We start from the raw sequence: 25,803 nt of genomic DNA on the forward strand, positions 1-25,803 counted from the left end.
GAATTTGCCCTTCGATTTCACTCAGGGTAAATTTGTTGAGCCTATTCAACAAATTTAAAGGTTGAGAGCATTTGGTCGAAGATTTTTTCCGATTCAGCAGAGTACTCTATCTCTGAACCAATACCACTTGAAAGAATGAATTCATAAACATTACCTTTTTGAGAAGAAAATACGTGTTTACTTGGTGTTTCTCCCAATGTCCCGACAAATACGAGCGATCTAGGCAATGGCGATTGAGTTTGTTTGAGGTTTGCTTTAAGAATTGAGATCACTGGTGTTTTTCCATCGACCCCAGTCTGTGTGAATACAGTCTCTAGAAATTCTTCCAGAGGAATATTCTGAGGGTTCGGATAAACATTTATAAGTATATTCTTGCTATTTACTGTTTCATCACTTGGATTATTAAAACTAACGATGTTCGATTTTTCCGAAAAGTTTGTCGGGCTAATTACTTTAAGGTCTGGGGGGTATTTCAAAGAAAAATTATATTCGGTATTTGTATATGTTATCCAGTTGGCAGGAACGTCCATAACTACATCTACGGGTACTGCTGATTTATCAGTAGGTTGTTCGTGGGCTTTTCGGATCAGGTTAGAGTTGACGTAGATAGTTGCTGCTGTGATTAGCAGAATCACGGCAAGGCCGATCATTACTGGGGCAGGAATGAAGCCCCGCCTACCGGCGGGCAAGACTTTTCTCATACTTTTATCATTTCATCTTTAAGAAAAAGAGTCAAAGGTAATAGATCCTATCGCTTCGCTCCAGGATGACAACATTCAATTCTGATTGTCGTTCTGGAGGGAGTACTACGACCGATAAGAAAGCTTGTTTCTCGCAGACTCGAAATAGAATCTCGACTCGCTACGCTCGCTCGAAGAATATATAATTTAGGTCATGAACAGAATTTATGTGACTACGGCTATTCCGTATGTAAATGCTGCGCCGCACATTGGGTTTGCCCTGGAAACAGTGCAGGCAGACGCAATCGTACGGTTTTACCGTGCACAGGGATGGGATGTATTGTTTTCTTCCGGAACAGACGAAAACAGTCTTAAAAATGTACAGGCGGCGAAAGCAGAAGGACTAAAAGTTCAGGAACTGGTCGACAAATACGCAAGGCAGTTTGAAAATCTAAAAGATGCGCTTAATCTTTCATGGGACGTTTTTAATAGAACTAGCCAAAAACATCATTTTGAGGGAGCACAAAAATTCTGGAGTTTATGCCGGAGCGAAGATATATATAAAAAGAAGTATCGTGGCCTTTACTGCGTTGGGTGCGAAGCGTTTTATACGGCAGCCGAGATCGCGGATGGTAAATGTCCTGATGGACATTCGAACATAGAGGAAATCGAGGAAGAAAATTATTTTTTTAAACTTTCAAATTACCAAAAGTTCCTTGAGGATCTAATTTCTAAAGATAAACTGAAAATTGTTCCCCGGACCAAAAAGCATGAGGTTCTTTCCTTTATTAAAGGTGGGCTTGAGGATTTCAGCATCTCGAGGTCTGTCGAGAGAGCGAGGGGTTGGGGTGTTCCTGTTCCAGGAGATGAATCTCAAGTGATGTACGTTTGGTTCGACGCGCTGACTACTTATTTAACTGCTCTAGGGTTTGGAACAGACGACGATTTATACAAAAAATATTGGGTGGAAAACCCTAACCGTCTGCATGTAATTGGTAAAGGGATAATAAGATTCCACGCAGTTTATTGGCCGGCAATACTTGCTTCTGCTGGGATAAAACTTCCGACAGAAGAATTTGTTCACGGATATATAACCGTTGAAGGGCAAAAGATTTCGAAAACTTTGGGGAATGTAATTGACCCATTTGATTTGGTAGAAAAATTTGGGGTTGAAGCAGTCAGGTACTACTTGTTGCGCGAGATTCCGTCTTGGGGAGACGGAGATTTTTCGATCACTAGATTTAAGGATTTGTATAACGGAGAACTCGCTAACGGAATTGGTAATTTGGTGGCGAGAGTTGCAAGACTTGCAGCAGACACAAATCTGAGTTTGCCGGAAAAAAAGAATTTTACATTTAAAAAAGCAGTTTCTGATAATCTTAAAACCTTTCGGTTCGACCAGGCAATAATGGCTCTTTGGAATGAGGTCTCGATTTTGGATAAGAAAATTAACGACGAAAAGCCTTGGGAGTTAGAAGGCGAAGAGCTTAAAAAATCCATTACCCCGATAGCGCAAGAGATAAGAGAAATCGCGTTTAATCTTTCGCCATTCTTGCCTCAAACGAGTGGGAAAATTTTGAATCAATTCACCGGAAGAATTTCCGCAGAAAAACCAATTTTCCCAAGGATTTAATGAAATTAATTGATACTCATGCCCATTTGGACCTGCCTGCCGGCAGGCAGGTTTCTGATTTGGATGGGTGGCTTTCGCGTGCAAAAGAAGCAGGAGTTGGAAAAATAATTTGTGTGGGGACTTCGATTGATGCTTCTAAAAAGTGTATCGAGATCGCGGAAAAACATTCAGATGAAGACTTAGAGATTTTTGCCAGCTGCGGGATTCACCCGGAAGATGGAAAAGACGACATTAAAAAATATGGCCACTCCTCTGTCATTCTGAGGAGCGAAGCGACTCCAGAATCAGATTCTGGACAAGCCCTTCGACTTCGCTCAGGGCCTATCAAGGGCCGTGAGTTTACCGAATCGGCCAGAATGACGGATAGTCTGGCTGGTTGCATGGCTGAGTTAAAAAAGGTAGCTCAATCGTCGAAAAAAGTTGTGGCAATTGGAGAGTGCGGATTGGATTACCGTTTAACAACTGACAACGAACAACTGACAACTGACGAAGAGAAAGAGTTTCAGAGAAAGCTTTTTAAAGACCAGATAAAACTCGCAGCTGATCTGAATTTACCTTTAATTATTCATTGCCGTAATGGCTGGGATGAAATATTCGACCTATTAACAATTAACGATAGACAGAGTCCTGCGGTCCTCGCTAACGCTGCGGGCTTACAACAATCAACACTAAAGGGCGTTTTTCACTCCTGGACTGGAGACTGGACTGCTGCCGAAAAAGCGCTCGGTTTGGGTTTTTACATTTCTTTTTCTGGAATTTTAACTTTTCGGAACGCTCCTCTTATCCAAGAGGTCGCAAGAAAGGTGCCGCTTGAAAGGGCTGTTGTGGAAACGGATTCCCCTTTCCTTTCGCCAGAACCTTTGCGCGGCAAGAAAAATGAACCTAAAAATGTTAGAATTACAATCGAGTTTCTAGCCGAACTGCGAAATACTTCCCTTGAAGAAATTGCTGACGTGACGGCTCGAAATGCCGAAAAGTTATTCGGGTTAAGTTAGCCCATCCATGTCATTCCGGAGCGAAGTTCTGCAATTTGGCAGAACGAAGTGAAACGAGAACGTATTTCTCGCAAGCTCAAAATAGAATCTCTAGTTTCAGATCCTATTCGAAGAAAAGCTTTGCTTATCGGTCGCTTCGCTCCCTCCAGGATGACATCAAATTAAATATGGTTAAACAGTTCGTTGAACGGTACGACCGTCAAGTTCATAGGTTCTTGGAAATTTTACCTGGGACCTTTTCGTGGAGTTTAATTTTATTTCCCGTTTGGGGCTCTTTCTGGATTCCTCATTACGTTGCTTATTACATAATACTTTTTGACATTTTGTGGTTTTACAAATCGGGATCTTTGGCGATAACTTCTGTAATGTCCCACTTAAAATTGAATGCCGCTAAAAGATACAACTGGCTTTCGGACGCAAAAAAGCAGCCGGGATTTAATAAGCTGCATCATCTGATTGTTATTCCAACATACAAAGAACCTCTCCATACAATAGAAAAGGGGCTTGAATCTCTGGCTAATCAAGACGTTCCCAAAAGCGCGATTTCGGTAATTCTTGCTTTTGAAGAACGAGAGGGAGATGACGCGAAAGAAAAAGCAAAGGCGCTTGTTAAAAAGTTCGAAAAGAGATTTGCAAACCTTTTGGTTTCTTATCACCCCGATATTGCGGGAGAAGTTAAAGGAAAATCGAGTAACGAGGCGCATGCCGGGAAATACGCGAAAAGGGTTTTAGTAAATGAGCAAAAAAGAGACATAAATTACATTACAGTGACTTCAAAGGACGCTGACGGGATATTCCACGAAAAGTTCTTGTCTTGTCTTTCTTATAAATTCTTATCCGATGAAAGCGGGAGGCATCTTACTTTTTGGCAGCCGGTCATTCTTTTTTACAATAATATTTGGAGAGTCCCAGTTCCGATACGAGTGATGAACAGTTTAAGTTCCGTTTGGCAAACTGGTCAGAACAGTAGAACGGACAGGCTTATTAACTATTCTATGTACTCGCTTTCTCTAAAGCTTTTGGACGATGTTGGTTATTGGGACGTAGATGTTATTCCCGAAGATTATAGAATTTTCTTCAAGAGCTATTTTGCAAAAGACGGTAAAGTAGATGTTGACCCGATATTTTTGCCCGCGATGGCAGATGCCGCGGAATCAACGACGTATATAAAGTCGCTAACCAATTTTTACGAACAGGAAAAAAGGTGGGCTTGGGGAGTAAGTGACGACGCTTACATTATTAAAAAATGGTTAACGCATAGCCACATTCCTTTCTGGCAAAGAACAGTCAGGGTTTTTAAGGTCTTGGAAGATCACTTTCTTTGGCCGGTTAATTGGTTCGCGATAACGTTGGGGGCGACAATTCCTGTTCTTTTGAACCCTGTTTTCGCGCAAACTGTGATGGGACAAAATCTGCCGAGGATTTCTTTCGGGATACTTTCTGTCTGTTGGGTATTTTTGGCGATTATCTTAATTGTTGATTTTAGGCAGAGACCAAAAAGAGAAGGGCAGGTTTCTTTTATTAAAAAGGCAGTTATGCCTCTTGAATTTGCCCTGATGCCTGTTGTGACATTTATATTCACCGCCCTGCCGGGGATCGACGCTCATACAAGGCTGATGCTTGGAAAATACTTGGAATATAGGGTCACGGAAAAAGTATAGATTTTAAGGAAGTAACCCTGTTCCTTGCTTCGCTTACGCTACGCAAGCAAATACGTGTAACCGAAAAGGTCTGATCGTCCCCTATCAAACTTGACTTTGGAATTTTCACTTGGTACCCTACTTGCTTCTGATGCCAACTGTTCTTTCTGATCCTCTCCGGCGTAAGTTTACCGCTTCCCTCATGTGGGGAATTTTTGGGGCCCTAATTTTAGGGGTCTTTTTTTTAGGTCTTTTTTTGACCAACAACAGCCAGGGGTTTAAAAAATTCATCTCTCCGATTGTGGAGCGAGAATCTCCTTATGAAGTTTTTGGGTTTGCTCCATTTTGGACCTTATCCAAGATGGACAACATTGATTGGGACGTTTTAACAACCTTTGCTTATTTTTCTCTGCCATTGAATGCTGACGGGACAATCGACAAAAATTCACATGAGTGGAGCGTTTTCGAGGGTGATAAATTAAGTTCTCTGTTCCAGAAGGCAAAAAACCATCAGGTAAAAAGGGTGGTCACTTTAACACAGATGGACGCCTCAACTATCGAAGTGTTTCTTGAGAATCCTGAGGCTTGGAACAAACTCGCTTATGAGAGCGTCGACGTTATTAAGAGTCGGGATCTTGACGGAGTGAACATAGACATAGAATATATTCCTTCAAACAACCACCTCAAAGATCAATTTTCCCAGTTTGTCCAAATATATTCAGGTATTTTAAATAAAAATCTGGACGATCCTTATATTACCGTTTCCGTACTTGCTTCTTCTGCGAGGTTTAACAGAATTTATGACGTCGGAAAATTGGCTGAAGCGACGGATGGCGTTTTTATGATGGCTTACGATTTCTACTACCCTGGTTCGGAAACAATAGGTCCTTCGGCTCCCCTTTACGGCTACAACGGAGGCAAGGGTCCTTTCTGGTACGACGTTTCGACAGCAGTTGACGATTTTTTGAAAGTCGCGAGCGCCGACAAAATTATCATGGGAGTTCCCTATTATGGTTGGACTTATCCAGCTGCTGCTGAGGCCGCGCCGAAATCGGATAGAAATCTTGGTTTAAAAGCGTTCGCTACAACACTCGAAAAAGCTCAAAACAACAAGCTCCTTTCGACAACACCTATTGGAGGCTGGGACAGTCAAGCGCAAGTTGCCTGGAGAGGTTACTGGGACGACAATGGCTGGCACGTGGTTTACATGGAGGACGAAAAGTCGCTTTCGATCAAATACGATTTTGCCAAAGAGAAAAAGCTTGCGGGCGTCGGTATGTGGGCGCTGGGATTTGACGCGGACAGCGACAATATGTGGTCTGTGCTCGCCGGCAAATTCGATGATGAATTCTTAAGCTCAAACAACACCAATCAATCTTGGATATTTTAAATTTGTTAAGAAAAATACCACAGTTACTCGGCTCGGTCTTTAAAGTCGAAAAAAGGATAATTTTAATAGCCTTTATTGTTGCTCTTATGGTTCTTTTTTATCGTTCAGAGAGCGATCTTTCCGCGAGCTCTCAACAAACATATGCAGACCCAAAAAGGACGGCTTTCGTTGAAGCGTCTAAAAAACTTACTGCCGGGAGTAACTGGACTCCAAAGGGATATGGGTCCGGCGAATACCTTGAGACGATTCCGAGAATCAAGGCAGGGGCGGTTATCGATTTTGATAGTGGGGAAGTAATCTGGTCGCAGAACTTAAAGAATAGAATTTCCCCCGCTTCTATTACTAAAGTCGCGACGGTGATGACTGCTCTTGATATAGCTTCAAAAGACAAGGTAATTTCCGTTTCTGTAAAAGCCGCAGAGCAAATTCCAACGAAACTGGGGCTTGAGTTTGGCGAAAGGCTGACACTCGAGGAAGCTATCAAAGCATCAATGCTAACTTCGGCAAACGACGCAGCGGAAGCAATTGCTGATTATTTGGGCAGTGATATCGGAGACGGTTCTGGGGCCTTTATGAATTTGGTAAATTTGAAGCTTGAAAAGATCGGCGCGCTGGATTCGAACTTCGAAACTCCCACTGGTCTTGATGGCAACAACCATTATTCTACTGTTTACGACCTGGCAATTCTTGCCCATGAAGCAAAAGCAAACTATCCTTTTATAAACCAAATCGCGTCTAGTGAGTACATTAGGTTGGCGCCTAATGGAAATCATCGGTTGTTTGATCTCCCTAACTGGAACGCGCTTCTTGGTACTTATCCCGGTGTGGACGGGCTGAAAATAGGATATACGGAAAACGCGGGTCATGTTACTGCGGTTACGGCAGAGCGTGAAGGTAAAAAACTGATAGTTATCGTGATTGGTGCGAAGTCTCTCGAAGACCGAGAAATTGCAGCCGCAACGCTTCTTAATTACGGATTCGAAAAAAGAGGAGTGGAACCTTATTCTGTCGACGATCTAGATTTGGTGGAAAGATTTCAGGACTGGAAAAGACAGCTGACAATGCTACCCTAAACTAGGTTTTGGGGATTTTCGCGCTTACAACGTGAGCGGCATTAGTTTTTAAGATTGGTGCACGATTTGACGCTGTCACTCCTTTTATGACAGGTTGTTTTCTGTCTGTTCTTACAGTGTATCTCCAAGAGAGATATACCGAAGGGTCATGTCCGTCTACAAGCCCGATACTAACTCCGCCTGCTCCGGGCAAACGCGTTAAATAGGGAACGCCCATTTCTTTTTGAGAACCGGTTAAAAGGAGCCCCGTGGAATTTAAGACGTTTGGATTTTGAAAAAAAAGGTTCAATCCTTCAACAAGACTCAGGCCGGCTTCGTTTGGGCTTACAGATTTATTGTCTTTAACTTCTTGCGAGATAACATACGGGCCGGTGCTTGCAGGCGGATCAAAACTAAGAATATTAATTCTCCTTGCTTCCTGTGTTATAAGCTCTCTCGGAACTTTTCCCTTTTCTATTAATTTTAAGGGGGCGTTTGGGTCTACAACAACGGCATGAGGCCTTGCTCTTGAAGAGAAGTGAACTGACTTTTTAATGAAGAATACGAATCAACACTTGAAGCACAACCTAATTCCACTAGGTTTTCCGCCTGATTTTGCCATAACACTTCCGGTGTTATCTCTTTTTTCTGTCTTTCTCTTCTTTTAAAGAATCGTCTAAAGAGTCCGGGTTTGGGTTCTTCCAGAGAAGACTCCATAACTTGATGGTATTTGGCTATGTGGCTATTTGTCAATTTGGACCTGTGACCCTATACTAAAATGGAAATGTTTTCCCTTGCCCAAAACTACGTAACTCGAGGTTTTTGGGGAGACGAGGCGTGGACTTCTTTAATTTCTCAACTCCCGTACTCGCAAATGCTTAAAACTACGGCTGCGGATTTTCATCCTCCGGGTTACTATACGGTTGTCGGCCTCGTTTATAGGTTTTTTCCTCCTACCGAAATCGCCACAAGGCTCATTTCCGTCTTTTTTTATCTTCTGACAATTTTGGTCGTTTACAAGTTTGCCAGTGAATTTAAGGGTAAAACATTCGGACTACTGTCTGCTCTTGTTCTTCTTGTTAACCCCATATTTTTAACTTACGCGTTTGAAGCGCGCAACTATACGATGTTTGCTTTTGCCTCGGTTTCTTCTGTTTACTTTTTGAACCGGCTTTCTTCAAAATTTAATTTTGTTAACGTAATCGGCTTCGTATTATTTTCGGCTCTGGGCTTGTACACGCATTATTACATGCTTTTTGTACTTGCGGCAGAAGCGTTTTATATTCTTCTTTTTGACCGCAAAATTTTAATTAAGTCTGTAGGCCTTTTTGCCGTCGTCGGCGCTTTGTTTTTACCTTGGGTACCTTTCTTGCTTTCGCAGGTTACTTCGGTCGGAGAGAGTTATTGGATTGGAGGAATCGACGAGAGGACGCACTTTGAAGCGGTTTTGAGGATACTTGCCGGAGAACATTTTAATCCATTTCAGATGATTTTATTTGCTGTTTCGACGGCGCTTATTGTGCTTGGCCTTGTGCAGCACATAAGACGCAGGTCTTTTGAAAAGCCGTACGCCTTAATCTGGCTTTGGGCAGTTATGCCGCTAATTCTGGCTTCACTGCCGGGACTTAAGGTCGGCGAATTTCGGCTGCCATTCAGACCCATTTTTTTCTGGCGCTATTTGATACCTGCGGCGGTTCCTTTTTCGATGATCATCGTACACAGCGCCCAGAAATTTCCCGGGCCTTTTTATAAGCTATCGATTACTGCGGTGATCGTTTTGAGCCTGGCGATAGATTACCTGACATTAAGTCGTTATCCTCTTACGTTCAAACAAATTTATGCTCAAGAGGTTGTCCCGCAAATTCAACAGGGCGACAAGATAGTAACGGTTCTTCCTTCTTTTGCAGAAGTTTTGTATTACAGAAACAGGAATGGTCTCACTAATGAACTTGTTGTGCTTTCCGTGGGTCTTGTACAATTTTCCGGCAAAAGTTTGCTAGATGCATACGTTGCAAATGGGGTTGTTAAAATTCAAGAAAATGTAGAGGAGCCTTATTTTTATCTTTCGCCAGGACCAAAAATTGAAGTTCGGAGGTAATTATGAAAAAAGTATTCGCTGACTTTAGACGCCACCATATTATTTTTCTTTTAATTCTCGGTGCTATTTTTCTGTTTAGGCTCCCTTCTCTGTTTGAACCTTTTTGGTATGGAGATGAGGGAATTTTTGCGGCAGTTGGGCGAAACTTAAATTTTGGTGGGACTTTGTACCAAACTGCCTGGGACAATAAACCCCCAATGATTTATTTGACTTATGCTGCGATTTTTAAAACGTTTGGTGTCTCGATGTTTTGGTTAAGGTTGGTTACCCTAGTTGTCGCACTTGTTACAGCTGCTGCGATTTACGAAATTGCGCAGAAAGTACTGGGAGAAAAAAGGGCACTTTTGGCGACTGGGATTTTTGGGGTTTTGTCGTCTCTGCGGATCATTGAGGGCAACTTGGCTCTAACAGAAATTTTTATGATTCTGCCGATTTCTCTTGCATTTTTGGTTGCCATCAAGAGAAATTTTGATTATCTTTCTCTTTTTGCTGCAGGTCTACTTTTTGCACTAGGTTCTCTTTACAAGCAAGTCGGGGCACTAGAAGCTGCAGCCCTTGGTATTTTCTTGTTCGTCTACACAAAAAGGTTTTTAGAGTTTGTTAAAAAGGGTTTTGTGCTGACACTGGGTTTTCTAGTCCCATATCTTTTCTTTATTCTTTACTTTGCTCAAAAAAATCTTGTGGGGGAATATATTTTTGCGGCTTACACTTATTACCAAATTTACCTTAACGAAAGCCCACAGTATCAGATTTTTATAAATATTTTGAAGTTTATGCCAATTGTTGCAAGCATTGCTTTTGCAATTTATCAAAAGAAAAAAGGGCAGGTAAGTCTTTTAAATCTTTTTTTCCTCTGGGGTGCTTTTTCGTTTCTTGGTAGCTTTTTTTCGGGCCGAACTTATGGTCACTATTTGGTCCAGGGAGTCCCTGCGCTTTCACTTCTTCTTGCGTCCATTCCAAGAAAAATAGACTTCAGACGGAGCTTTGTTGTTTTTCTTGTTTTTTTCGCACTTCCCTTACTTTTGCTTTTTAAATTTCTTTTTGCCGACTACGGTGTAGTGGAACTGAGGACGCAGGTTAAATACTGGAAGAACTTTTTTAGTTTTGCTTCGGACGGTAGAACTTTAAGCCAATACAACGATTCGTACGATTCTAACGTTAACAAGATAATGGCGCTTGATAATTTCATAAGGAGCCGGGAAGCGAGAGGTAAAACTGTGTATGTGTGGGGGGACATTGCTTGGCTTTATGCAATTTCTGATCTTAACAACCCCTCGAGATACGTTACATCCTTCCATGTTTTTGGCGTACCAGGCGGACGGGAAGAAGTAATAAATAATTTGCGCGAAAACCCCCCTGTTTACATAATCCTCGCACCCAGCTCGATCGGTTATTTTGACGAACTTGAGAAGTTACTTGCAACTTCGTATACTCATACCTCAACTGTTGAAGATTCACGAATTTTTCAAAGAAAGGATTAAGTTATGAGGGTAGGTAATCTGTCTGGCGCGAGGATAGAATTTACACAAAATGCTCAGAAGAACATCGCTGGAGATAGGCTTTCATTTTTTTCGTTCTCTTTCTTTCTGTTCTCGATTTTGATTCAGTCGATGTTAATTTTGCTCGTATGGTCGAAACTGCCTCCGCAATTGCCTATCTTTTTTTCAAGGCCTTGGGGGGAGAACGTTCTCGCGCCTAAGCTTTTCCTGTGGTCGCTGCCTATTATTACAGTTCTGTTTTTTTTCGTAAACTATTTCGCTTCGTTGACTTTGGCGAGGGGAAATTTATTTCTTTTTAGAATTATTGTGGTTTTTAGTTTCATTGTTTCCCTTCTTACACTTTACGACACTCTCAAAATTGTTACGCTTTTAACATGACGTTCACGCTGACATTTTTAGCTGCCTTTTTAGTTTCTTTAATCTTAACCCCAATTACAATTGTGCTCGCTAAAAAATTTAAATTCGTTGATGACCCGAAGCTTAGAAAGCATCCGGCTCTTATTCATAAAGTTGTAACCGCAAGAGCTGGTGGTGTGCCAATTTTTCTTGCTTTTTTGTTGGTGAGCATTCTTTTAGTTGAACCGAGTAAAAAATTAGCGGGGATCCTGCTTGGAGGTTGGATTCTTGTTTTGGTCGGTTTAATTGACGATAAAGCGGAATTGCCGAGTATCGTAAGACTTCTTTTCCAATTTCTAGCAGCGCTGGTTGTTGTTGCCAGCGGTGTCGGTATCGCTTTTATCCCAAACCCGGTTTCAGCGCTACTCGGTCAGGGTTACGATGTTATTAGACTCGATACTATTCGTTTGTCTTTTGAGTTTTTTGGTAATCATTCACTTTTATTGCTCGCTGATCTTTTTGCGCTTTTTTGGATCGTTTGGGTAATCAACATGGTTAATTTTTCGAGTGGCGTCGATGGACAAATGCCGGGAATAGTAATTGTTACTCTAATGGTAATTTTTGTCGCGTCACTCCGATTTTATCCTCATGATCCGAGCCAGACCGTTGTGAGTCAACTGGCTTTAATTGGAGCTGGATCAGCGCTTGGATTTTTAATTTTTAATTTTTATCCTGCAAAAATTTTCCCCGGCGATTCCGGCTCTTATTTTCTGGGGTTTTTAGTCGCGGTCGTTGCAATCCTTTCGGGAGCAAAAGTGGGGACTGCGATTTTAGTAATGGCCATCCCGCTTATTGACGGTGTATTTACTATTATAAGAAGATTAGTAAGTGGTAAGTCTCCTTTTCTTGGAGACAGGAAACATTTACACCACAGGTTGATAGAGTTGGGTTGGTCGCAGAGAAGAGTAGCATTGTTTTATTGGTTTCTGTGTGCTATTTTAGGTGCGGCTGCATTGCAACTTGCCTCTATTGAAAAACTTTTTGCAGCAGTAGTTGTCGCTGTTATTGTCTTAGGAGGACTAGTTTGGCTAAATATGAATTTACCACAAAAGGCCCGCAGATAATCTGGTTGCCCTTTTGGATTTTTGTTAGCGCACGCCCGCGTCAATGGCTTAAAAATTTAGCACTTTTTGCTCCACTTGTTTTTGAAGGCGTTTTTTTTGACCCCATTAAATTTTGGCTCGTCGTTTTAGGCTTTTTTATTTTTTCGCTTGCAACTTCTTCCATATATATAATCAACGATGTAATTGACGTCGAAAAAGACAGGGCTCATCCATTTAAGAGGAAACGCCCAATTGCAGCCGGAAGGATACATCCTAACGTTGCTCTTATTATTGCGATTTTGGGACTTGCGCTGGCGATATTTGTTTCGAGCCGTTTTTCGCCATTTTTTACTTTGGCGCTTTCCGCCTACGCAATTTTGCAGATACTTTACTCGCTATTTTTAAGGTCGATTATTCTAATCGACGTTATGGCGATTGCGTCGGGATTTTTGCTAAGAGTTTTCGCCGGAGCGGTTTTGATCGACGCGCACGTTACTGTTTGGTTTATTTTGACGGTTGCAAGTCTGGCGCTATTTTTGGCTATCGGAAAAAGAAGGTCGGAACGGACTCTTTTGATGGGTTCGGAGGAGAAGTCGCTTGCGACAAGATCTATTCTTCTTCATTATCCCGAGTCACTTCTGGATTCGTTGACAGTAATGTTTGCAACGGCTACGTGGTTTTCTTATACGATGTTTACTTTTTTGCAGCCGCCGCCAGGTTCCGGCGCACAGGTTTTGGTGTTGTTTGGAGATTATCTGCCTAGGACGTTTTTGGCTTCTAAATGGCTGATGGTGACTGTGCCTTTTGTTATTTATGGGGTAATGAGATACATGTACGTCATTCACGAAAAAAAAGAAGGGGAATCACCGGAGCGAGTATTATTGTCTGATATTCCTTTACTTTCGACAGTGCTGTTCTGGATCGTAATCGTCTTTTTTGTAATCTACGGCGGAGAATTCTTACCTCAAAAGTTAATTCAGTATTTGCAGTAATTATTGTTTATCAAATTCATGAAAAAAGGTTTCGCTCCTGTAGTTTTGCTCTTATGCGTTTTGTTTGTCGTTGTTACGGTTTTTGGAACTCACAAAATTATGGAATGGCAGCAACCCAAAGATCAATCAATCTCACAAGATGATATTCAAAATACTTCTGCCTGGACAACACAAGAGACTGTTTTAGGTTTTTCGATAACATTTCCCAATACTTGGCGTTTAGAGGCAGGTGACTCAAAGACCGTTGTTTTGCGAAATTACTTTGACGCGAATCTTGCTGAATCAGACTTTCAGGGTCCTATCCTTTTAAAACCGGACAAAATATCCATCACAATTGGTCAATATGACGAATCACTTGAGGAAGACCTATCACTTTTAGATTGGCTCGAGAAGGAGAACCGATATAGTAGCGCTCAACAAGATGATCCAACTAAGGTAGAACAAAAAACAATAGCAGGTAATCCTGCTTTAGTTCTGTTCCATAGTAATCCTGATGCACCTTTTTACGTTTTTAACAATCAAAAACGTGTTTATTTTGCTTACTTTAGTCCTTCTAACTCAGACTATACTCCTCTAGTTATTCCAATACTTGATTCAATTAAATTCTTACAGTAAGGGGACTTTTCTATGTACAGCTATCTTGATGGGGGCGGCGGGGAATTTTTACCTCAAAAGTTACTTCAGTATCTTCAGTAGTTTATCTATGAGATTCGACTATTTTTCTCCCTATTTCTCCTGATTGATAAGCTTTCAATAGGTTATTTCTTCCCCTAAATCCCATTCTGTCTAAGGCCGCGAGTAGTTCTCTTTCTTCTTTCCGTGGGTTTTGTGTTGTTAAGGAAACAGTTAGCGGTACAGACACTTCCGCATGTCTATTTATTCTGGTGCGTAACTGAAATGGTAGGTCAAACTCGCTGCCTAACTGTTTACCAAACTTAACCATTGCTGGTCTTGCAAGATGTCTAAGAAGAAGATTGTCGTTATTTATGACTGTTGATGGCATGAACATACTATCATCTACATGATTGTAGTCTGGAGTCCAATGATGCGGATTTTGCAGCCTTTTTCTTTTATGTATTGAATTGCTGCTTCAAGGTCGGTTTCTGTTACTATTCCTGTTAACGTTTGTCGGTAACTGGCTGTCGTCGAATCGACCGCTAGTTTGGTTGCTGTTTCCGATTCGACATTGACAATTTCCGTCCCTAAAAGTACTGTAGCATCGATACTATCCATACCTATTCCAAAATATCCTGCTACCTTATTTTTTCTCAGATCTTCTACAACCCTGTAATCAAAATAAATGCTGTTAGAGTCTCTATCTACCCATGATCGAGCTCCTGGTGGAGCACCCACTACTACCTTGCCTTTAATTTTTTCTAAAAAGAAAGGGTGTAGGCTTGCTAGGTTGATTGCTGTCTCTGTGTCATTAAGATCTGGGACAACCTTTACTTGGTCTACACTCAATTCTGGTGCGTCTGGGTAGTGCCTTCGAAGGTTGGTATTTACCCAGGATACGATTCGTGCAATATCTGCCTGATCCTCGGGTGCGAGCAAAATTTCTTGCGGCTGACTAGGGCCTGCTTCTTGATCTTTCATAATCTCGGATTATACTCCTCTCCCTGTGTGTTTGTAAACTATGGGTCGGATTATTGAGCTTTGATCTTGAAGCTAACGTTTGAGGAAGCGGAGGCTTCTTCGGAGAGAAGGCTGAGAGTTGTGGATGTTTGAGGTGAAAGAGTGGCAGTTATGTCTGGATTTTTGAAGTCCTGGCCGAAAAAGACTTTGGCCTCCCCTGCTGTTTTTTCGATTGAGTAAGTTTTAGTCTCCTCTGTCGGGTTATTTAGGATCAAAATACCCAAGAATGCTTGGCTCTCTCCGAATTTCGTGGCTGTTAGCTTGTAGGTTTCGCCCTCCTGGGAAAAGCTTACGTTCGGGAATTTGTCTATCTGGGGCACGATAAGGTAGTGTGAAGCGCTTTTTACGCCCGCAACTTGGGCGAATTTCGAGGCAAAATAGAAGGGGAAGGCCAAAAGCGCTAAAAGCAGGACTACGGCTGAGAAGTTGGCAAAGGTCCGAAATAGTGAGTGTTTCATGCTTGTTTTGATATTTCTATCTCGTTTTCGATATCCACCGACAGGATCCAGGTAAAGTTAGCAGCAATTAGTAACGCGGCTATGGAGATCATGGGGTGCGTAACTTTCAGGATGACGGTGGAAACGAGGAGAAATCCAGTCGTTAGCCACAGAAATGCGAGCCAAATGACGGCCTGGTGGTATAGATGGTAGGTAGGAGCTACAAACCCTTCCATGTTCATAGAGGCTAACTTGGCATGAAAAGATGGCTTTATATGGCTTTCGTGGAAAAAATGGGCACGAACCAGAACATATAAGTTCCCGACGACGACGACGGTTAGCATAGTGATATTCGAGTAGTTTTCCGCTATTATGTAGTCTTTGAGCGAGCCGAAGCTAATTGAGGGTAAGACGCCTAACACTGTGCCTCCGGCAACCGTGAAAGACAGCCCGAGGGCGTAAGTCGCTATAAAAAAGCCGATCATTTTACCCACAATTAAGGCTGCGGCGGGCACTATTGCTTCGTCTATTAACTTTATAATGGATTTTGACAGCATAGATACATATTATCAGAATTACAGGGAAATTTGATCGGGATTAATTCCTGGGCAGTTTCTTTGTGTATTCCGTTGAGACCCAGCCTTGTTTCCCCTCGAATTTTATCTGAACCCAACCTTGAATTTCTTGTAATATTTCAAGCTGGTCGCCTGTTTTTACTCTGCCTATTTCCGGGCTGGTGAGCGTAGATTCACGCCTGACGCGAAGGAACCCAAGCGGAGTCGCCAAAATTTCAACTTTCTCAGGCTCTTCCGGGAGTCCGGGAGCAGCTGTAACTCCTTTGGCTATTTCGGACGCGAGAGTTACGTGCGCGACAACTTGGAAATCTGGGGACGTTTTAACGGTTATCGTTCTTTCTAAATAGCCACGATGGGAAAGTATTAATTTATGCTCTCCTTCTTCTATTTCTTCAATCTGGATGGGTGTCTTCCCATATGATTTGCCGTCGATGGCAACATCAGCCTCGTCAGGCGTGGATGTAACAAAAATACCCTTTTTACCAGGCTGGAGGCTAAGTATTTCGCCGGATTGGGCTAAAAAGTTGTTATTGAGTTCGCGATTGACGACTGTGAGGGTATTTTCGACCAAAGTTACCTTTTCTACGTATGTCGCCTCGCCCGCGGTTATTTTAACCATATACTCCTGGTCTTTGAGTTGGTCAGAGAAAAAGGGGGTTTTGCCGACATGTTTCCCGTCCAGGAATATTGAAGATTGGGGCGTTGAGGTTACTTTTAAGGCTGCGGCTTTGGGGCCACCCACGACTGTGCAGCCAGTTAGGAGTGTAACAAGTGTCAGGTAACATGTGACATGTAGGAGCTTTCTTGACACCTGACACTTGATACTTGATACATACTCAGGCATTGGATTAAAGGTACCACCTAGCTGAGCTTCGGTGCAAGCGTGAGCCCTTCGACTTCGCTCAGGGTCATGACTATTTGAGGCTAATTCCTGCGGCGGGAGCTCATGTGAAAAGATTATAGGTCTGCTTCGAGGCTGGAAGGTAATTCGAGGCTATTTGTGCTCAGGCTCGAGCGTGAGATTGAAGCTATCCCCTAGCCACGATTTTTAGCTCCATTTAGGCCTCATTTAGCTTACTATGGGACTTGACAAAGGAGCCTTACTATGCTATACTTCACGCTTGTAAGATCTCCACTATGGGCTTCTGCCCAGGATTCCCACAAATATATATGTGGGTTTTTAGTGGGAAAATATATGAAAAACATACAAATACTACAACCTGCCATATCTGAGCTTAAAGTCCAGGCTCAGGCACAAGCTGAAAAGGCTCTCAAAAGGGCTCGTCAAATCGAGGCTAAACAAATAGCCCTTAACGGCTTAAAGTTCACCAAGTTTCAACTTTCTATTAGACCAAGGCTTAGATTGCTTGCCAAGGTACTTCCTGTACTTACCATTGCTTTTATAGCGACAAGCCAAATTGCTTCATTTGTTGAGCCTAAGACCGCTGAAGTAAAAATCAACGGCCAGCCTATTTTGGTTGCTGAGCACGTTGAAGGCGATGCCAACGTTGTTGAGATTGCACAAAGTGTAGGCGCTAAGTTGTCTCCTTTTGAGTTCAGAATGCCTGTTGGCGGAAATATTTCACAAGGATTTAGTGGATACCATAGAGCTTTCGACATTACGTCCCCTCTTGGTACGCCTATTAAGCCAGTTGGTGCTGGTACAGTTGAGTTTGCCGGCTTCGTTTCCGACGGTAAAGGTAACTTAGTTGTTATTGACCACGGTGACGGGCTTAAAACTGCTTATGCTCACATGGGTAAGATTTACGTTAAACCTGGTTCTACAGTTAATACGCAAACTGACCTTGGTACTATTGGTCTTACGGGTCGTACTACAGGAGCCCATGTCCACTTTGAGCTTTACGATAATGGTGTTGCGGTAAACCCTGGAAACTTACTCCCGAGCGCAGAAGGCAACCTAAAGTAAGCGCGATTTAAAGCTTGCGGATAGGGGTATCGTCTTCCTCTTTGGTATCGTCTCTGTCTGATAGTTCCTCGATCATAATCTTAAATTTCACTGGGTCTCCTATATTTTCGATAACAATTTCTCTTTGATCGTAGCCAGCGGTAATTACTACTAAATTTCCATTATTATAAAGGTACCGCTGCGCTACTGATTGTTCCACTGTCACGTGCGTAATACGCTCGAGTGGAGCGCTTAGGATTTTTCTGGAAAATATGCCCGTTATTATCAAAAGGCGTTTATTTGTCAGGGCGTAAATATACGATTGTTTTTGCCTGATAAGCTGGCTGGAGCTTTTTAGTTTTGCGATCAACACAAAAAGCGGGAAGATTCCAAAGTATTTTAGGTACGAATAACCTTGGATATCAAAAAAGCCAAGGAGCATTAAAAAAGAAGCGTAAAACCAGATTAATGGGATTATGAAGATTAGAATAACCTTGATCCAGAAATAGCGTTTCCCTATAGATGAGACTAGCTCTGGCTTTTCATCGCTCGTCAAGAACTTGGCGAGTCTTTTTTTTTGCTTTTCGGAGGGGGATTTATTGGCCACGTTTCCAGTTTATCACAATATTTTTTGCTATCATGGAGATCGTATGGGTTCTAGGATACTAGGCAAAATTATCGCCGCGATTTTTATAATTGCTCTTCTCGACCTCGTTTATTTGAACTGGTGGGTGGTGCAAAATCAAAGTTCAAAGATCAAAGATCAAAATTTAGAAGCCGATCGGAAGATTGAAATAAGTCCAACTCCCCTTGCTTCAGCTTCCCCGACTCCGCCACCTGCGGGTATTAAAACGGTCGAAACTAAGACGGTTGTCGAAAAAGAAACACAAATCATAGTTCAGACTGCGCAAAAAGAGATATTTGTTCCTGTTGGTTCGGGCACAACAAATAGCAATAGTTATGCAGATGTTGCGGGAATGGAAGTGACGATTGATACCGGGAAATATGGGCAGATTGACTCTGTGTTTTTTGAGGCTTCTGTGTGGGTAACTGGCGGAAACGGCAGAGGTTATGCCCAGCTTAAGAATATTTCGGACAATAATCCTTTTATCGAGAGCACAATTTCCAGTGCGAGCGGGACGGGAGATGTCCAAACTTCAGGCAAGATTCCGCTTCCAAGCGGAAACAAGAAGTACGGAGTGCGGGGCAAAACGGATATAACCGAGTTTGCCGTGCACATAGATAACGCACGAATTAAAATTACATTAAAGTAAGGTAAAAGAGATTAGAGTTAAGAGTTTAGGGGAAAAGACGGCAGTCGGTTTGTTTTTGGGGACAAAGAGACAGAGTTGGAAAGGGTAACAGAAACTGAAAATAAGGCTCTTCGACTCACTTCATTTGCTCCGGGGAATATTGACTGAGCTTGTCGTACTTCGATTTCGCTCAGTACGACCTCCTCGAGTCTGAGCGACTTCGGAGTCGAAGACCTGAGTGTAAACCGAATGGGTCGAAGTCAATATGAACTAACAAACGGCAATTTTTGATGGGTGAGACCTTTTTTGTTTGGTTTGACATCGATGCTGCCCGTCTCGTAAAATACGACACTCATGACCAAGGGGTTCAGGAGAGAACTATTGAAACAACTTGTTACGTTGTCTACTTCCGGGTTCGGAGTAGTGGCTGCTCTTGCGTGGAACGAGGCCATCCAAACTTTTATCAATGACTATATTGTAGGTTATTTGACCATTGGGTCCGGACTTGCTTCGAAGTTTATCTATGCAATTTTAGTCACAACTTTCGCCGTTCTGGTCACATATCAGCTGAGCATGTTGGTGAGGGAAGAAGAGAAGAAATAATTAAGTGCTAAATTGTTGAATTGTTAAATTGGAGAGAAGCCTCCTTTTAGTAATCCATGCCGCCACCCGGAGGCATTCCAGGCATGGCCGGCGGATTTTTCTCCGGAAGATCCGTAATTAATGCTTCTGTAGTTAAAATCATCATTGCGACAGAAGCCGCGTTCTGCAAAGCAGAACGGGTTACTTTAACAGGGTCGATAACTCCGGAGACTGTTAAATCTTCGAATTGACCTGTGATCGCGTTGAATCCTTTGTTGCCGACTGCTTTTTCAACTTCTTTGACAACCCAGCCACTGTCTGCACCTGCATTTTCGGCAATTTTAGCAAGAGGTCTCTTTAGCGCATCGCGCACAATTTCGACGCCTATTCTTTCATCGGCATCTGTGGCCATTGGAAGTTTATCAAGAACTTTGCTTGCTCGAAGCAAGGCTACTCCCCCGCCCACAACGTATCCTTCTTCGACTGCAGCTTTGGTTGCGTTAACGGCGTCGTCTACTCTTTCCTTCTTTTCTTTTAGTTCGATTTCGGTTGCTGCTCCGACGTTGATTACTGCTACTCCGCCTGCAAGTTTAGCTAGTCTTTCTTCCAGCTTTTCTCGGTCAAAATCGCTATCCGTTTTTTCAAGTTCATTCCTGATCTGTTTAATTCTCGCGTCGAGTGCGCTTTTACTGCCTTTGCCGCCAATAATTAAGGTGTTGTCCTTGTCGGAAACTACTCTGTCCGCTCTGCCTAGATCTTCAACTGTAACTGATTCGAGCTTCCTACCCATGTCTTCGGAAATGACTGTTCCGCCGGTTAGAATTGCGATATCTTCGAGCATTTCTTTTCTGCGGTCTCCGAAACCTGGAGCTTTAACCGCGAGAATGTTGAATACGCCGCGAAGTTTATTTACAACTAAGGTTGCGAGTGCTTCACCTTCGACTTCGTCTGCAATGATTACCAGGTTTTTACTTACTTTGACAAAGTTTTCGAGGAACTGAACGAGTTCTTGAAGAGAGGAGATTTTTTGGTCGGTAATTAAAATGTGAGCGTCTTCGACGACTGATTGCATTTTGTCCGGGTCGGTTACAAGGTAAGCAGAAACAAAGCCACGATCGAACTCCATTCCTTCCTTGTATTCAACAGAAAGGCCTAAGCCCTTGCCCTCTTCTACGGTTACAACGCCGTCTGGACCAACTTTCTGCAGAGCTTCTGCAATAAGCTTGCCGATTTCCTGGTCGGCTGCAGAAATTGTAGCTATTTTTTCGATTTCATCTGCAGCTACCTTTTTAGTCATTTTTCGAAGTTCCGCGACTACTGCTTCTGTTGCCTTTTCGACTCCACGTTTAAGAATCATTGGGTTTGCACCAGCTGTAATGTTTTTGAGGCCTTCTTCGACTATTGCTTGAGCGAGAACTGTGGCTGTGGTTGTACCATCTCCGGCAACGTCGGATGTTTTACTGGCTGCTTCTTTAACAAGACTCGCACCCATGTTTTCGAATGGATCTTCGAGTTCAACTTCTTTTGCGACAGTTACGCCGTCGTGGATAACGCTTGGGGCGCCCCACTTTTTGTCGAGTGCGACGTTTCTACCTTTGGGGCCGAGAGTGGTAGCTACTGCGTTTGCGAGCTTATCGACTCCGGATTTTAATTTTGTTCGTGCGTCTTCTGCGTATAAAATTTGCTTCGCCATTTTATTTAGTTTGTAGTTTGTAGGTGGTAGTGGGTAGTTATTTAGTAACTACAGCCATTAAATCCTCAAACTTTATAAGTAACATTTCGCGACCGTCGACTTTAACTTCGTTTCCGCCCCACTTTTTGTAAACGACCCTGTCCCCTACTTTTACCGGGCAAGAAATTGTTTTTCCGTCAGTCACTTCATCTGGACCGCAAGCAACAACTTTACCTTCTTGAGGTTTTTCGTCGGCAGAATCAGGAAGGACAATTCCGGAAGCAGTTTTAGTTTCTTTTGGAGCAGGTTCTATGAGTACGTATCCAGCTAATGGTTTAATCATGACAATCGTTTATCGTTAATTGTTGATCGTAATTGATCAGAGCAGAATTATAAGGATAAATTACAAAAAGCGCAAGCACTATGTGATTGCGATTGCTAATATGATAGCAAAAATTTATGGTTTGTCAACCCCGTCTTCTTCGAGCCCTCTTCCTTGAAGAGCAATCTCGAGAAACAGAGCAGTTCCGGGGCCTATCCTTCCGTTTTTATTTAATGTCGCAAGGTCAAATTTTTCAGAATCGGACAGGATGTAGAAAGGGGTATGGCTGACAGAGAGAAGGGCGTCGAGGGTGATTGTTATATTTCGGCGCTCATTTGGATTTGAGCTTTCTCTAAAATCGTTCCATGATGTCAATTCTTGACCATTGCTGCGTCTGCCGATGAAAAGTTCTGCTGGTGTAACATCAAACGGTTGATCGTGAAGAGCATTGTAAAGTATGCTTGCAAAGGCAAGCCTTTCTGGGGACAAAGTAGCCTTTCTTTCTTTTGGTAAGCGAGGTCTGCGTTCAGCCATGGGCGGAAATTATATTCGAAGAATTTAAAAAAGTCTAATTCTTGCGATAGATTAGATGATTGTTTTATTGACGCTTGCTGACCGCTTCCATGAAGGCCATGTAAAGTGGGTGTGGGTTAAGTGGGCGGGATTTAAGTTCGGGGTGGAATTGCGTGCCGAGGAAGAACGGGTGGTCTTTGAGCTCGAGAGCTTCGACAAGTTTACCGTCTTTTGTGGTTGCCGCGATCTGCAAGCCGTTTTTCTCGAATACTTCTTTATATTTATTATTAAATTCGTATCGGTGACGATGGCGGTCGGAACCTGTAAGCTTTTTGTAGGCTCTCGCGAATTTTGTGCCAGGTTTGGCCTTCCACTCCCAAGCGCCTAGTCTCTGAGTTCCTCCGAGGTCTTGCTTCTCTACTTTGTCTTTTTGCGTTTCCATTACGTGAATGATTGGATGTTTTGTTTTGGGGTTAATCTCTGTTGTGTTGGCGTCTTTGTAGCCGCAAACGTTTCTGGCAAATTCGATAGCGGCAAGCTGCATGCCGTAGCAAAGGCCAAAATAAGGAACGTTGTTTTCGCGCGCGTACTTAATAGATTTAATGATGCCTTCTACCGCCCTTGAGCCATAACCGCCAGGAACTATAATTCCATCAAACCCTTCGAGGATTTTTGTACCCTCTTTTTCTACATCCGCGCTGTCGATCCAGACAATTTTAGGTTTGATGCCGAATTTGGTTGCAGCGTGTTTTATCGATTCGATTACCGAAAGATAAGCGTCTGAAAGCGTGAAGTCGCCGGTTGAGAAGTACTTGCCAACCATAGCGATTTTGGCGGTATTTGGAGCAATTAGCGAATCATTGACCATGACTTTCCAATCTGAAAGGTCTGTTTTTCTCGGCTTGACGAAGAGTTTTTTGAGAATCTTGTCAGAAAGGTTCTGGTTTTCGAAGTTGAGTGGAACCTGATAAATGTTTTCGACGTCTGGAGCTGAAATTATGTCTTCAGGCTGAAGCCCACAAGCAATGGCGATTTTTTCTTTACGCTTTGCATCGACCGCGACGTTTGCGCGAGCAAGGACAAAGTCCGGCTGGATTCCAGCTTGGGCAAGCTGAAGGATCGACATTTGGGCAGGTTTACTCTTCATTTCCCCTATCGATGAAGGAATAGGTAAGTAAGTTAAGTGGATGTGTAGAACATCGCGGGGATATTTAAGTTTCAACAGGCGATTGGCTTCGAGGAACAAAAGGTTTTGGTACTCCCCTACTGTTCCGCCGACTTCGAAGACTACGAACTCGGCGCGATTCCTTTTGGCGCATTTTATTATCCTTTCTATGATTTCTTCCGGAGGATGCTGGAAGAATTCGACGGTTTTGCCGTCGTAGCCGAGCGCGCGTTCGCGGTCGATAATCGACTTGAAGACTTGGCCCGTGGTCATGTAGTTTGTGGCGTTGAGGTCTTGGTCGAGGAATCTTTCGTAATTACCGAGGTCTTGGTCGCATTCCATGCCGTCATCGAGGACGAAGACTTCGCCGTGTTCGATGGGGTTTAGGGTGCCGGCGTCAACGTTGAGGTAAGGGTCGGCTTTCATCGCGGTTGCCGTAAAACCGCGGGATTTAATAAGAAGAGCAATAGAAGAGGTGGCAATCCCCTTCCCTATCCCGGAAATGACACCACCTGAAACGAAAATGAACTTTGTTCTTGTCACGAAAAAACCCTCCTTAGGCTAACTGCTTGGGGAGGGCACGCGCCCTTTTTGATATTTTTAAGGGCCCACCATGATTTTCTCAAAGGGAAGTTGCGCTTGTCAAGCGAGGGTTTTTTGTTTTGTTTACGCATATAGTATAATTTGCAGCATTGTGAGCTGGGAAAAATACAAATTTCGTCCAAGACCGGACCCTAAGGAGTTGAATAGTAATGCTAGACAATTATGTGAAATGCTCCCTCGTGAAATTACTTTGACCGGGGATGATTTCCCTTCCAGTGCGGAGGATCTGATGGAAAGGTTTGAGAGTAATTCGTTTGTAAGTCTGAGGAGGTCAAGGTCGGAAATGAATTGGTTGTTATTAGTGAAACTTTGGAGTTTATTAAACCATTCTTCTGGGACGTATAGTTTTAAAACCTTTATTTTGAGAGAATTTTCAGACGCTTCAATAAGCGGCGTGAGAAAAAATGATGGAGTTAGGGGAAGAATTTCTTGGGTTTTTGACGATGAAGATGGGGGTATTTTTGACCATGAAAAAGTAGAGACGCTAGAGAAGAGAGCTTATGGGCAGGTATCTGAATACTCCCCTGTCACGAGGGGGCTTTTTGATTCAATAAATGATGTGCTTGTTAGTCGTGGCCTACAATCTCAAACAATGGGGAGTCCTAGTGATAATGAGGATATTCGACTATTTTTGGATCAATGGAGGGGTGAATTTGTACAACGGTATGGTGAGGAAATCTAGATCTCATTCACGGCAACTTTCTTAACCTTTTTTCGTATTCTGTGATAACCCACGATTGAGTGTCTTTAGGATGAAAAAACAGTTGTTTGTCCCCTATCTTTTCGGTCGAAATTTTTTCCTTCATGTACCATAATTGAAACTTCTTGAGTAAAATTTCGACTAGTGTTGAGTGATATACAGTGCCATGCGGTCCTCGTCCTTCGGACTGCGGGCCTAGAGTGTTGAGTGATGAGTCTTTTTTGGCTGCTCCCCTACTTTGATGATTTTCCATTTTCCATTTTCCACTTTCCATCTCTTGAGGTCTCCAATTTGGCATATATTTGTATATCCATTGATTACTGTTGATAAATCTACTATAGGTTTCATTTCTATCCCATAGTGGTTTCATTTGGCAAATTTCGTGAGCGATGTAGATATTTTGATCTTTTATCGTGAGGCTCGACTCGTCTATAAAAATATTCAGGCATGCTTTGTTTGAAGTTTTAGGGGACTGAGGGTTTCTTTTTACGTTGAAAAGTAGGGTATTTGCCAGAAAGCGGGTAGTCCATAGCGTACCTTTTTTTGAAACTAAAACAAGATCGATATCGTCATCTTTTTGTGAATTTCGCATGGAAAGAGCGCCGGAAAGGGCAACGAGTTTGAGGAAGGGGATGGTTTTGAGGATTTTGGCATAAAGGAGGGCTCTTTTGTATTTAGCCTCGGAGTGTTTGGTCCTTTGGATTCGCGTTTTTATGATTTTGCTCCTCTTGGGTAGGGAATAGTAGCTTTTTCCGTGAAATATCTTTTTGTTTCTATTCAGGTTCGCCAGCTCTTTTTCGACTGACCCCAGAGACGACTTCTTCTCTATTAAATAGCGGTAAATTTCATCTTGAGGGAGAGGGTAGTCGAAGAGGTCGTGGTAAGCTAAAGTAGCAATTATAGATTCTCCCAAATTTAAGGTATTTAGCTTGCGGCCCTCACTTCGTTGCGGGCCTAAGGCAAGCGTCGCAATTATTGCAGATTTAAGCGTCATTTTCTTAGAAAACTATATATCAGAAAGT

At 42.7% G+C, this 25,803-nt stretch carries 27 protein-coding genes; 14 read left to right on the forward strand and 13 right to left on the reverse strand.

Translation table 11 applies throughout. The features are described from left to right. Positions 1-41: 41 nt before the first annotated feature. Complete coding sequence (locus NUV69_03120; GenBank protein MCR4324654.1) at positions 42-701, reverse strand: hypothetical protein; 660 nt, start codon at positions 699-701, stop codon at positions 42-44. 193 nt (positions 702-894) lie between these two features. Here NUV69_03120 and metG point away from each other — a divergent pair, with 193 nt between their 5' ends. The 5 genes from metG to NUV69_03145 all read left to right on the forward strand — a co-directional run bounded on the left by metG (position 895) and on the right by NUV69_03145 (position 7,411). After that, positions 895-2,313 carry a methionine--tRNA ligase gene (gene metG, locus NUV69_03125; GenBank protein ID MCR4324655.1) on the forward strand — a complete coding sequence of 473 codons (1,419 nt, stop codon included), beginning with the start codon at positions 895-897 and terminating at the stop codon, positions 2,311-2,313. Then, a complete protein-coding gene (locus tag NUV69_03130; GenBank protein MCR4324656.1) occupies positions 2,313-3,308 on the forward strand; it encodes a TatD family hydrolase in 996 nt (331 codons plus the stop codon). The genes metG and NUV69_03130 overlap by 1 nt, the downstream gene beginning before the upstream one ends. A 167-nt stretch (positions 3,309-3,475) precedes the next feature. Continuing rightward, positions 3,476-4,969, forward strand: a complete 1,494-nt coding sequence (locus tag NUV69_03135) for a glycosyltransferase family 2 protein (protein ID MCR4324657.1) — start codon at positions 3,476-3,478, stop codon at positions 4,967-4,969. A gap of 130 nt (positions 4,970-5,099) precedes the next feature. Then, a complete protein-coding gene (locus NUV69_03140) occupies positions 5,100-6,338 on the forward strand; it encodes a glycosyl hydrolase family 18 protein (protein MCR4324658.1) in 1,239 nt (412 codons plus the stop codon). Positions 6,339-6,340: 2 nt separating this feature from the next. Next, positions 6,341-7,411, forward strand: coding sequence for a hypothetical protein (locus NUV69_03145; GenBank protein ID MCR4324659.1), 1,071 nt, complete (start codon positions 6,341-6,343; stop codon positions 7,409-7,411). Between the two features lies 1 nt (position 7,412). Here NUV69_03145 and NUV69_03150 read toward each other — a convergent pair whose 3' ends face one another. Beyond that, positions 7,413-7,700: a hypothetical protein gene (locus NUV69_03150; GenBank protein MCR4324660.1), complete on the reverse strand. Its 288-nt coding sequence runs from the start codon at positions 7,698-7,700 to the stop codon at positions 7,413-7,415. A 468-nt stretch (positions 7,701-8,168) separates the two neighbouring features. On the opposite strand from NUV69_03150, the gene NUV69_03155 reads away from it, so the two are divergent. From NUV69_03155 to NUV69_03175, 5 genes are all read left to right on the forward strand, one after another. Beyond that, on the forward strand, positions 8,169-9,488 hold the full coding sequence (locus tag NUV69_03155) for a glycosyltransferase family 39 protein (GenBank protein ID MCR4324661.1): 1,320 nt from the start codon (positions 8,169-8,171) through the stop codon (positions 9,486-9,488). Positions 9,489-9,490: 2 nt separating this feature from the next. After that, on the forward strand, positions 9,491-10,969 hold the full coding sequence (locus tag NUV69_03160; protein ID MCR4324662.1) for a glycosyltransferase family 39 protein: 1,479 nt from the start codon (positions 9,491-9,493) through the stop codon (positions 10,967-10,969). A gap of 392 nt (positions 10,970-11,361) precedes the next feature. Next, positions 11,362-12,447 carry an undecaprenyl/decaprenyl-phosphate alpha-N-acetylglucosaminyl 1-phosphate transferase gene (locus NUV69_03165; protein MCR4324663.1) on the forward strand — a complete coding sequence of 362 codons (1,086 nt, stop codon included), beginning with the start codon at positions 11,362-11,364 and terminating at the stop codon, positions 12,445-12,447. Continuing rightward, positions 12,408-13,418: a UbiA prenyltransferase family protein gene (locus NUV69_03170; protein MCR4324664.1), complete on the forward strand. Its 1,011-nt coding sequence runs from the start codon at positions 12,408-12,410 to the stop codon at positions 13,416-13,418. Before NUV69_03165 ends, NUV69_03170 begins: the two co-directional genes overlap by 40 nt. A gap of 18 nt (positions 13,419-13,436) precedes the next feature. Next, positions 13,437-14,033: a hypothetical protein gene (locus NUV69_03175; protein ID MCR4324665.1), complete on the forward strand. Its 597-nt coding sequence runs from the start codon at positions 13,437-13,439 to the stop codon at positions 14,031-14,033. Between the two features lie 82 nt (positions 14,034-14,115). On the opposite strand, the gene NUV69_03180 is transcribed toward NUV69_03175, so the two are convergent. From NUV69_03180 to NUV69_03200, 5 genes are read right to left on the reverse strand one after another with little or no spacing between them, the layout of a single operon-like run. Continuing rightward, positions 14,116-14,421 carry a hypothetical protein gene (locus NUV69_03180; protein ID MCR4324666.1) on the reverse strand — a complete coding sequence of 102 codons (306 nt, stop codon included), beginning with the start codon at positions 14,419-14,421 and terminating at the stop codon, positions 14,116-14,118. A gap of 14 nt (positions 14,422-14,435) precedes the next feature. Next, positions 14,436-15,014 (reverse strand): hypothetical protein, encoded by a 579-nt coding sequence (locus NUV69_03185; GenBank protein ID MCR4324667.1) that lies wholly within the window; start codon positions 15,012-15,014, stop codon positions 14,436-14,438. Between the two features lie 50 nt (positions 15,015-15,064). After that, entirely contained in the window at positions 15,065-15,511 is a 447-nt protein-coding gene (locus tag NUV69_03190; protein ID MCR4324668.1) for a hypothetical protein, read from the reverse strand. Further along, positions 15,508-16,047, reverse strand: coding sequence for a hypothetical protein (locus tag NUV69_03195; GenBank protein ID MCR4324669.1), 540 nt, complete (start codon positions 16,045-16,047; stop codon positions 15,508-15,510). Before NUV69_03195 ends, NUV69_03190 begins: the two co-directional genes overlap by 4 nt. A 40-nt stretch (positions 16,048-16,087) precedes the next feature. After that, on the reverse strand, positions 16,088-16,876 hold the full coding sequence (locus NUV69_03200) for a PEGA domain-containing protein (GenBank protein MCR4324670.1): 789 nt from the start codon (positions 16,874-16,876) through the stop codon (positions 16,088-16,090). 384 nt (positions 16,877-17,260) lie between these two features. On the opposite strand from NUV69_03200, the gene NUV69_03205 reads away from it, so the two are divergent. Then, positions 17,261-17,992: a M23 family metallopeptidase gene (locus tag NUV69_03205; protein MCR4324671.1), complete on the forward strand. Its 732-nt coding sequence runs from the start codon at positions 17,261-17,263 to the stop codon at positions 17,990-17,992. 7 nt (positions 17,993-17,999) lie between these two features. On the opposite strand, the gene NUV69_03210 is transcribed toward NUV69_03205, so the two are convergent. Beyond that, positions 18,000-18,578, reverse strand: a complete 579-nt coding sequence (locus tag NUV69_03210) for a PH domain-containing protein (GenBank protein MCR4324672.1) — start codon at positions 18,576-18,578, stop codon at positions 18,000-18,002. Between the two features lie 43 nt (positions 18,579-18,621). On the opposite strand from NUV69_03210, the gene NUV69_03215 reads away from it, so the two are divergent. Next, on the forward strand, positions 18,622-19,245 hold the full coding sequence (locus NUV69_03215) for a hypothetical protein (protein ID MCR4324673.1): 624 nt from the start codon (positions 18,622-18,624) through the stop codon (positions 19,243-19,245). A 333-nt stretch (positions 19,246-19,578) separates the two neighbouring features. Next, a complete protein-coding gene (locus NUV69_03220) occupies positions 19,579-19,827 on the forward strand; it encodes a DUF5654 family protein (protein MCR4324674.1) in 249 nt (82 codons plus the stop codon). A gap of 46 nt (positions 19,828-19,873) precedes the next feature. On the opposite strand, the gene groL is transcribed toward NUV69_03220, so the two are convergent. From groL to NUV69_03240, 4 genes are all read right to left on the reverse strand, one after another. Continuing rightward, on the reverse strand, positions 19,874-21,499 hold the full coding sequence (gene groL, locus NUV69_03225) for a chaperonin GroEL (protein ID MCR4324675.1): 1,626 nt from the start codon (positions 21,497-21,499) through the stop codon (positions 19,874-19,876). A gap of 37 nt (positions 21,500-21,536) precedes the next feature. Further along, on the reverse strand, positions 21,537-21,821 hold the full coding sequence (locus NUV69_03230) for a co-chaperone GroES (GenBank protein ID MCR4324676.1): 285 nt from the start codon (positions 21,819-21,821) through the stop codon (positions 21,537-21,539). A 114-nt stretch (positions 21,822-21,935) separates the two neighbouring features. Further along, positions 21,936-22,334, reverse strand: coding sequence for a hypothetical protein (locus NUV69_03235; protein MCR4324677.1), 399 nt, complete (start codon positions 22,332-22,334; stop codon positions 21,936-21,938). A 64-nt stretch (positions 22,335-22,398) separates the two neighbouring features. Continuing rightward, complete coding sequence (locus NUV69_03240) at positions 22,399-24,021, reverse strand: CTP synthase (protein ID MCR4324678.1); 1,623 nt, start codon at positions 24,019-24,021, stop codon at positions 22,399-22,401. 151 nt (positions 24,022-24,172) lie between these two features. Between NUV69_03240 and NUV69_03245 the strand changes: the two genes are divergently transcribed. Continuing rightward, the gene (locus NUV69_03245) at positions 24,173-24,763 is read left to right on the forward strand and encodes a hypothetical protein (protein MCR4324679.1); all 591 of its coding nucleotides are present in this window, start codon (positions 24,173-24,175) and stop codon (positions 24,761-24,763) included. A 7-nt stretch (positions 24,764-24,770) separates the two neighbouring features. Here the strand turns inward: NUV69_03245 and NUV69_03250 are convergent, their stop codons facing one another. Then, the gene (locus NUV69_03250) at positions 24,771-25,775 is read right to left on the reverse strand and encodes a hypothetical protein (GenBank protein MCR4324680.1); all 1,005 of its coding nucleotides are present in this window, start codon (positions 25,773-25,775) and stop codon (positions 24,771-24,773) included. Between the last annotated feature and the right edge of the window lie 28 nt (positions 25,776-25,803).

It is taken from the genome of Candidatus Curtissbacteria bacterium, from assembly GCA_024654445.1.
Taxonomy (GTDB): domain Bacteria; phylum Patescibacteriota; class Microgenomatia; order Curtissbacterales; family GWA2-41-24; genus JANLHP01.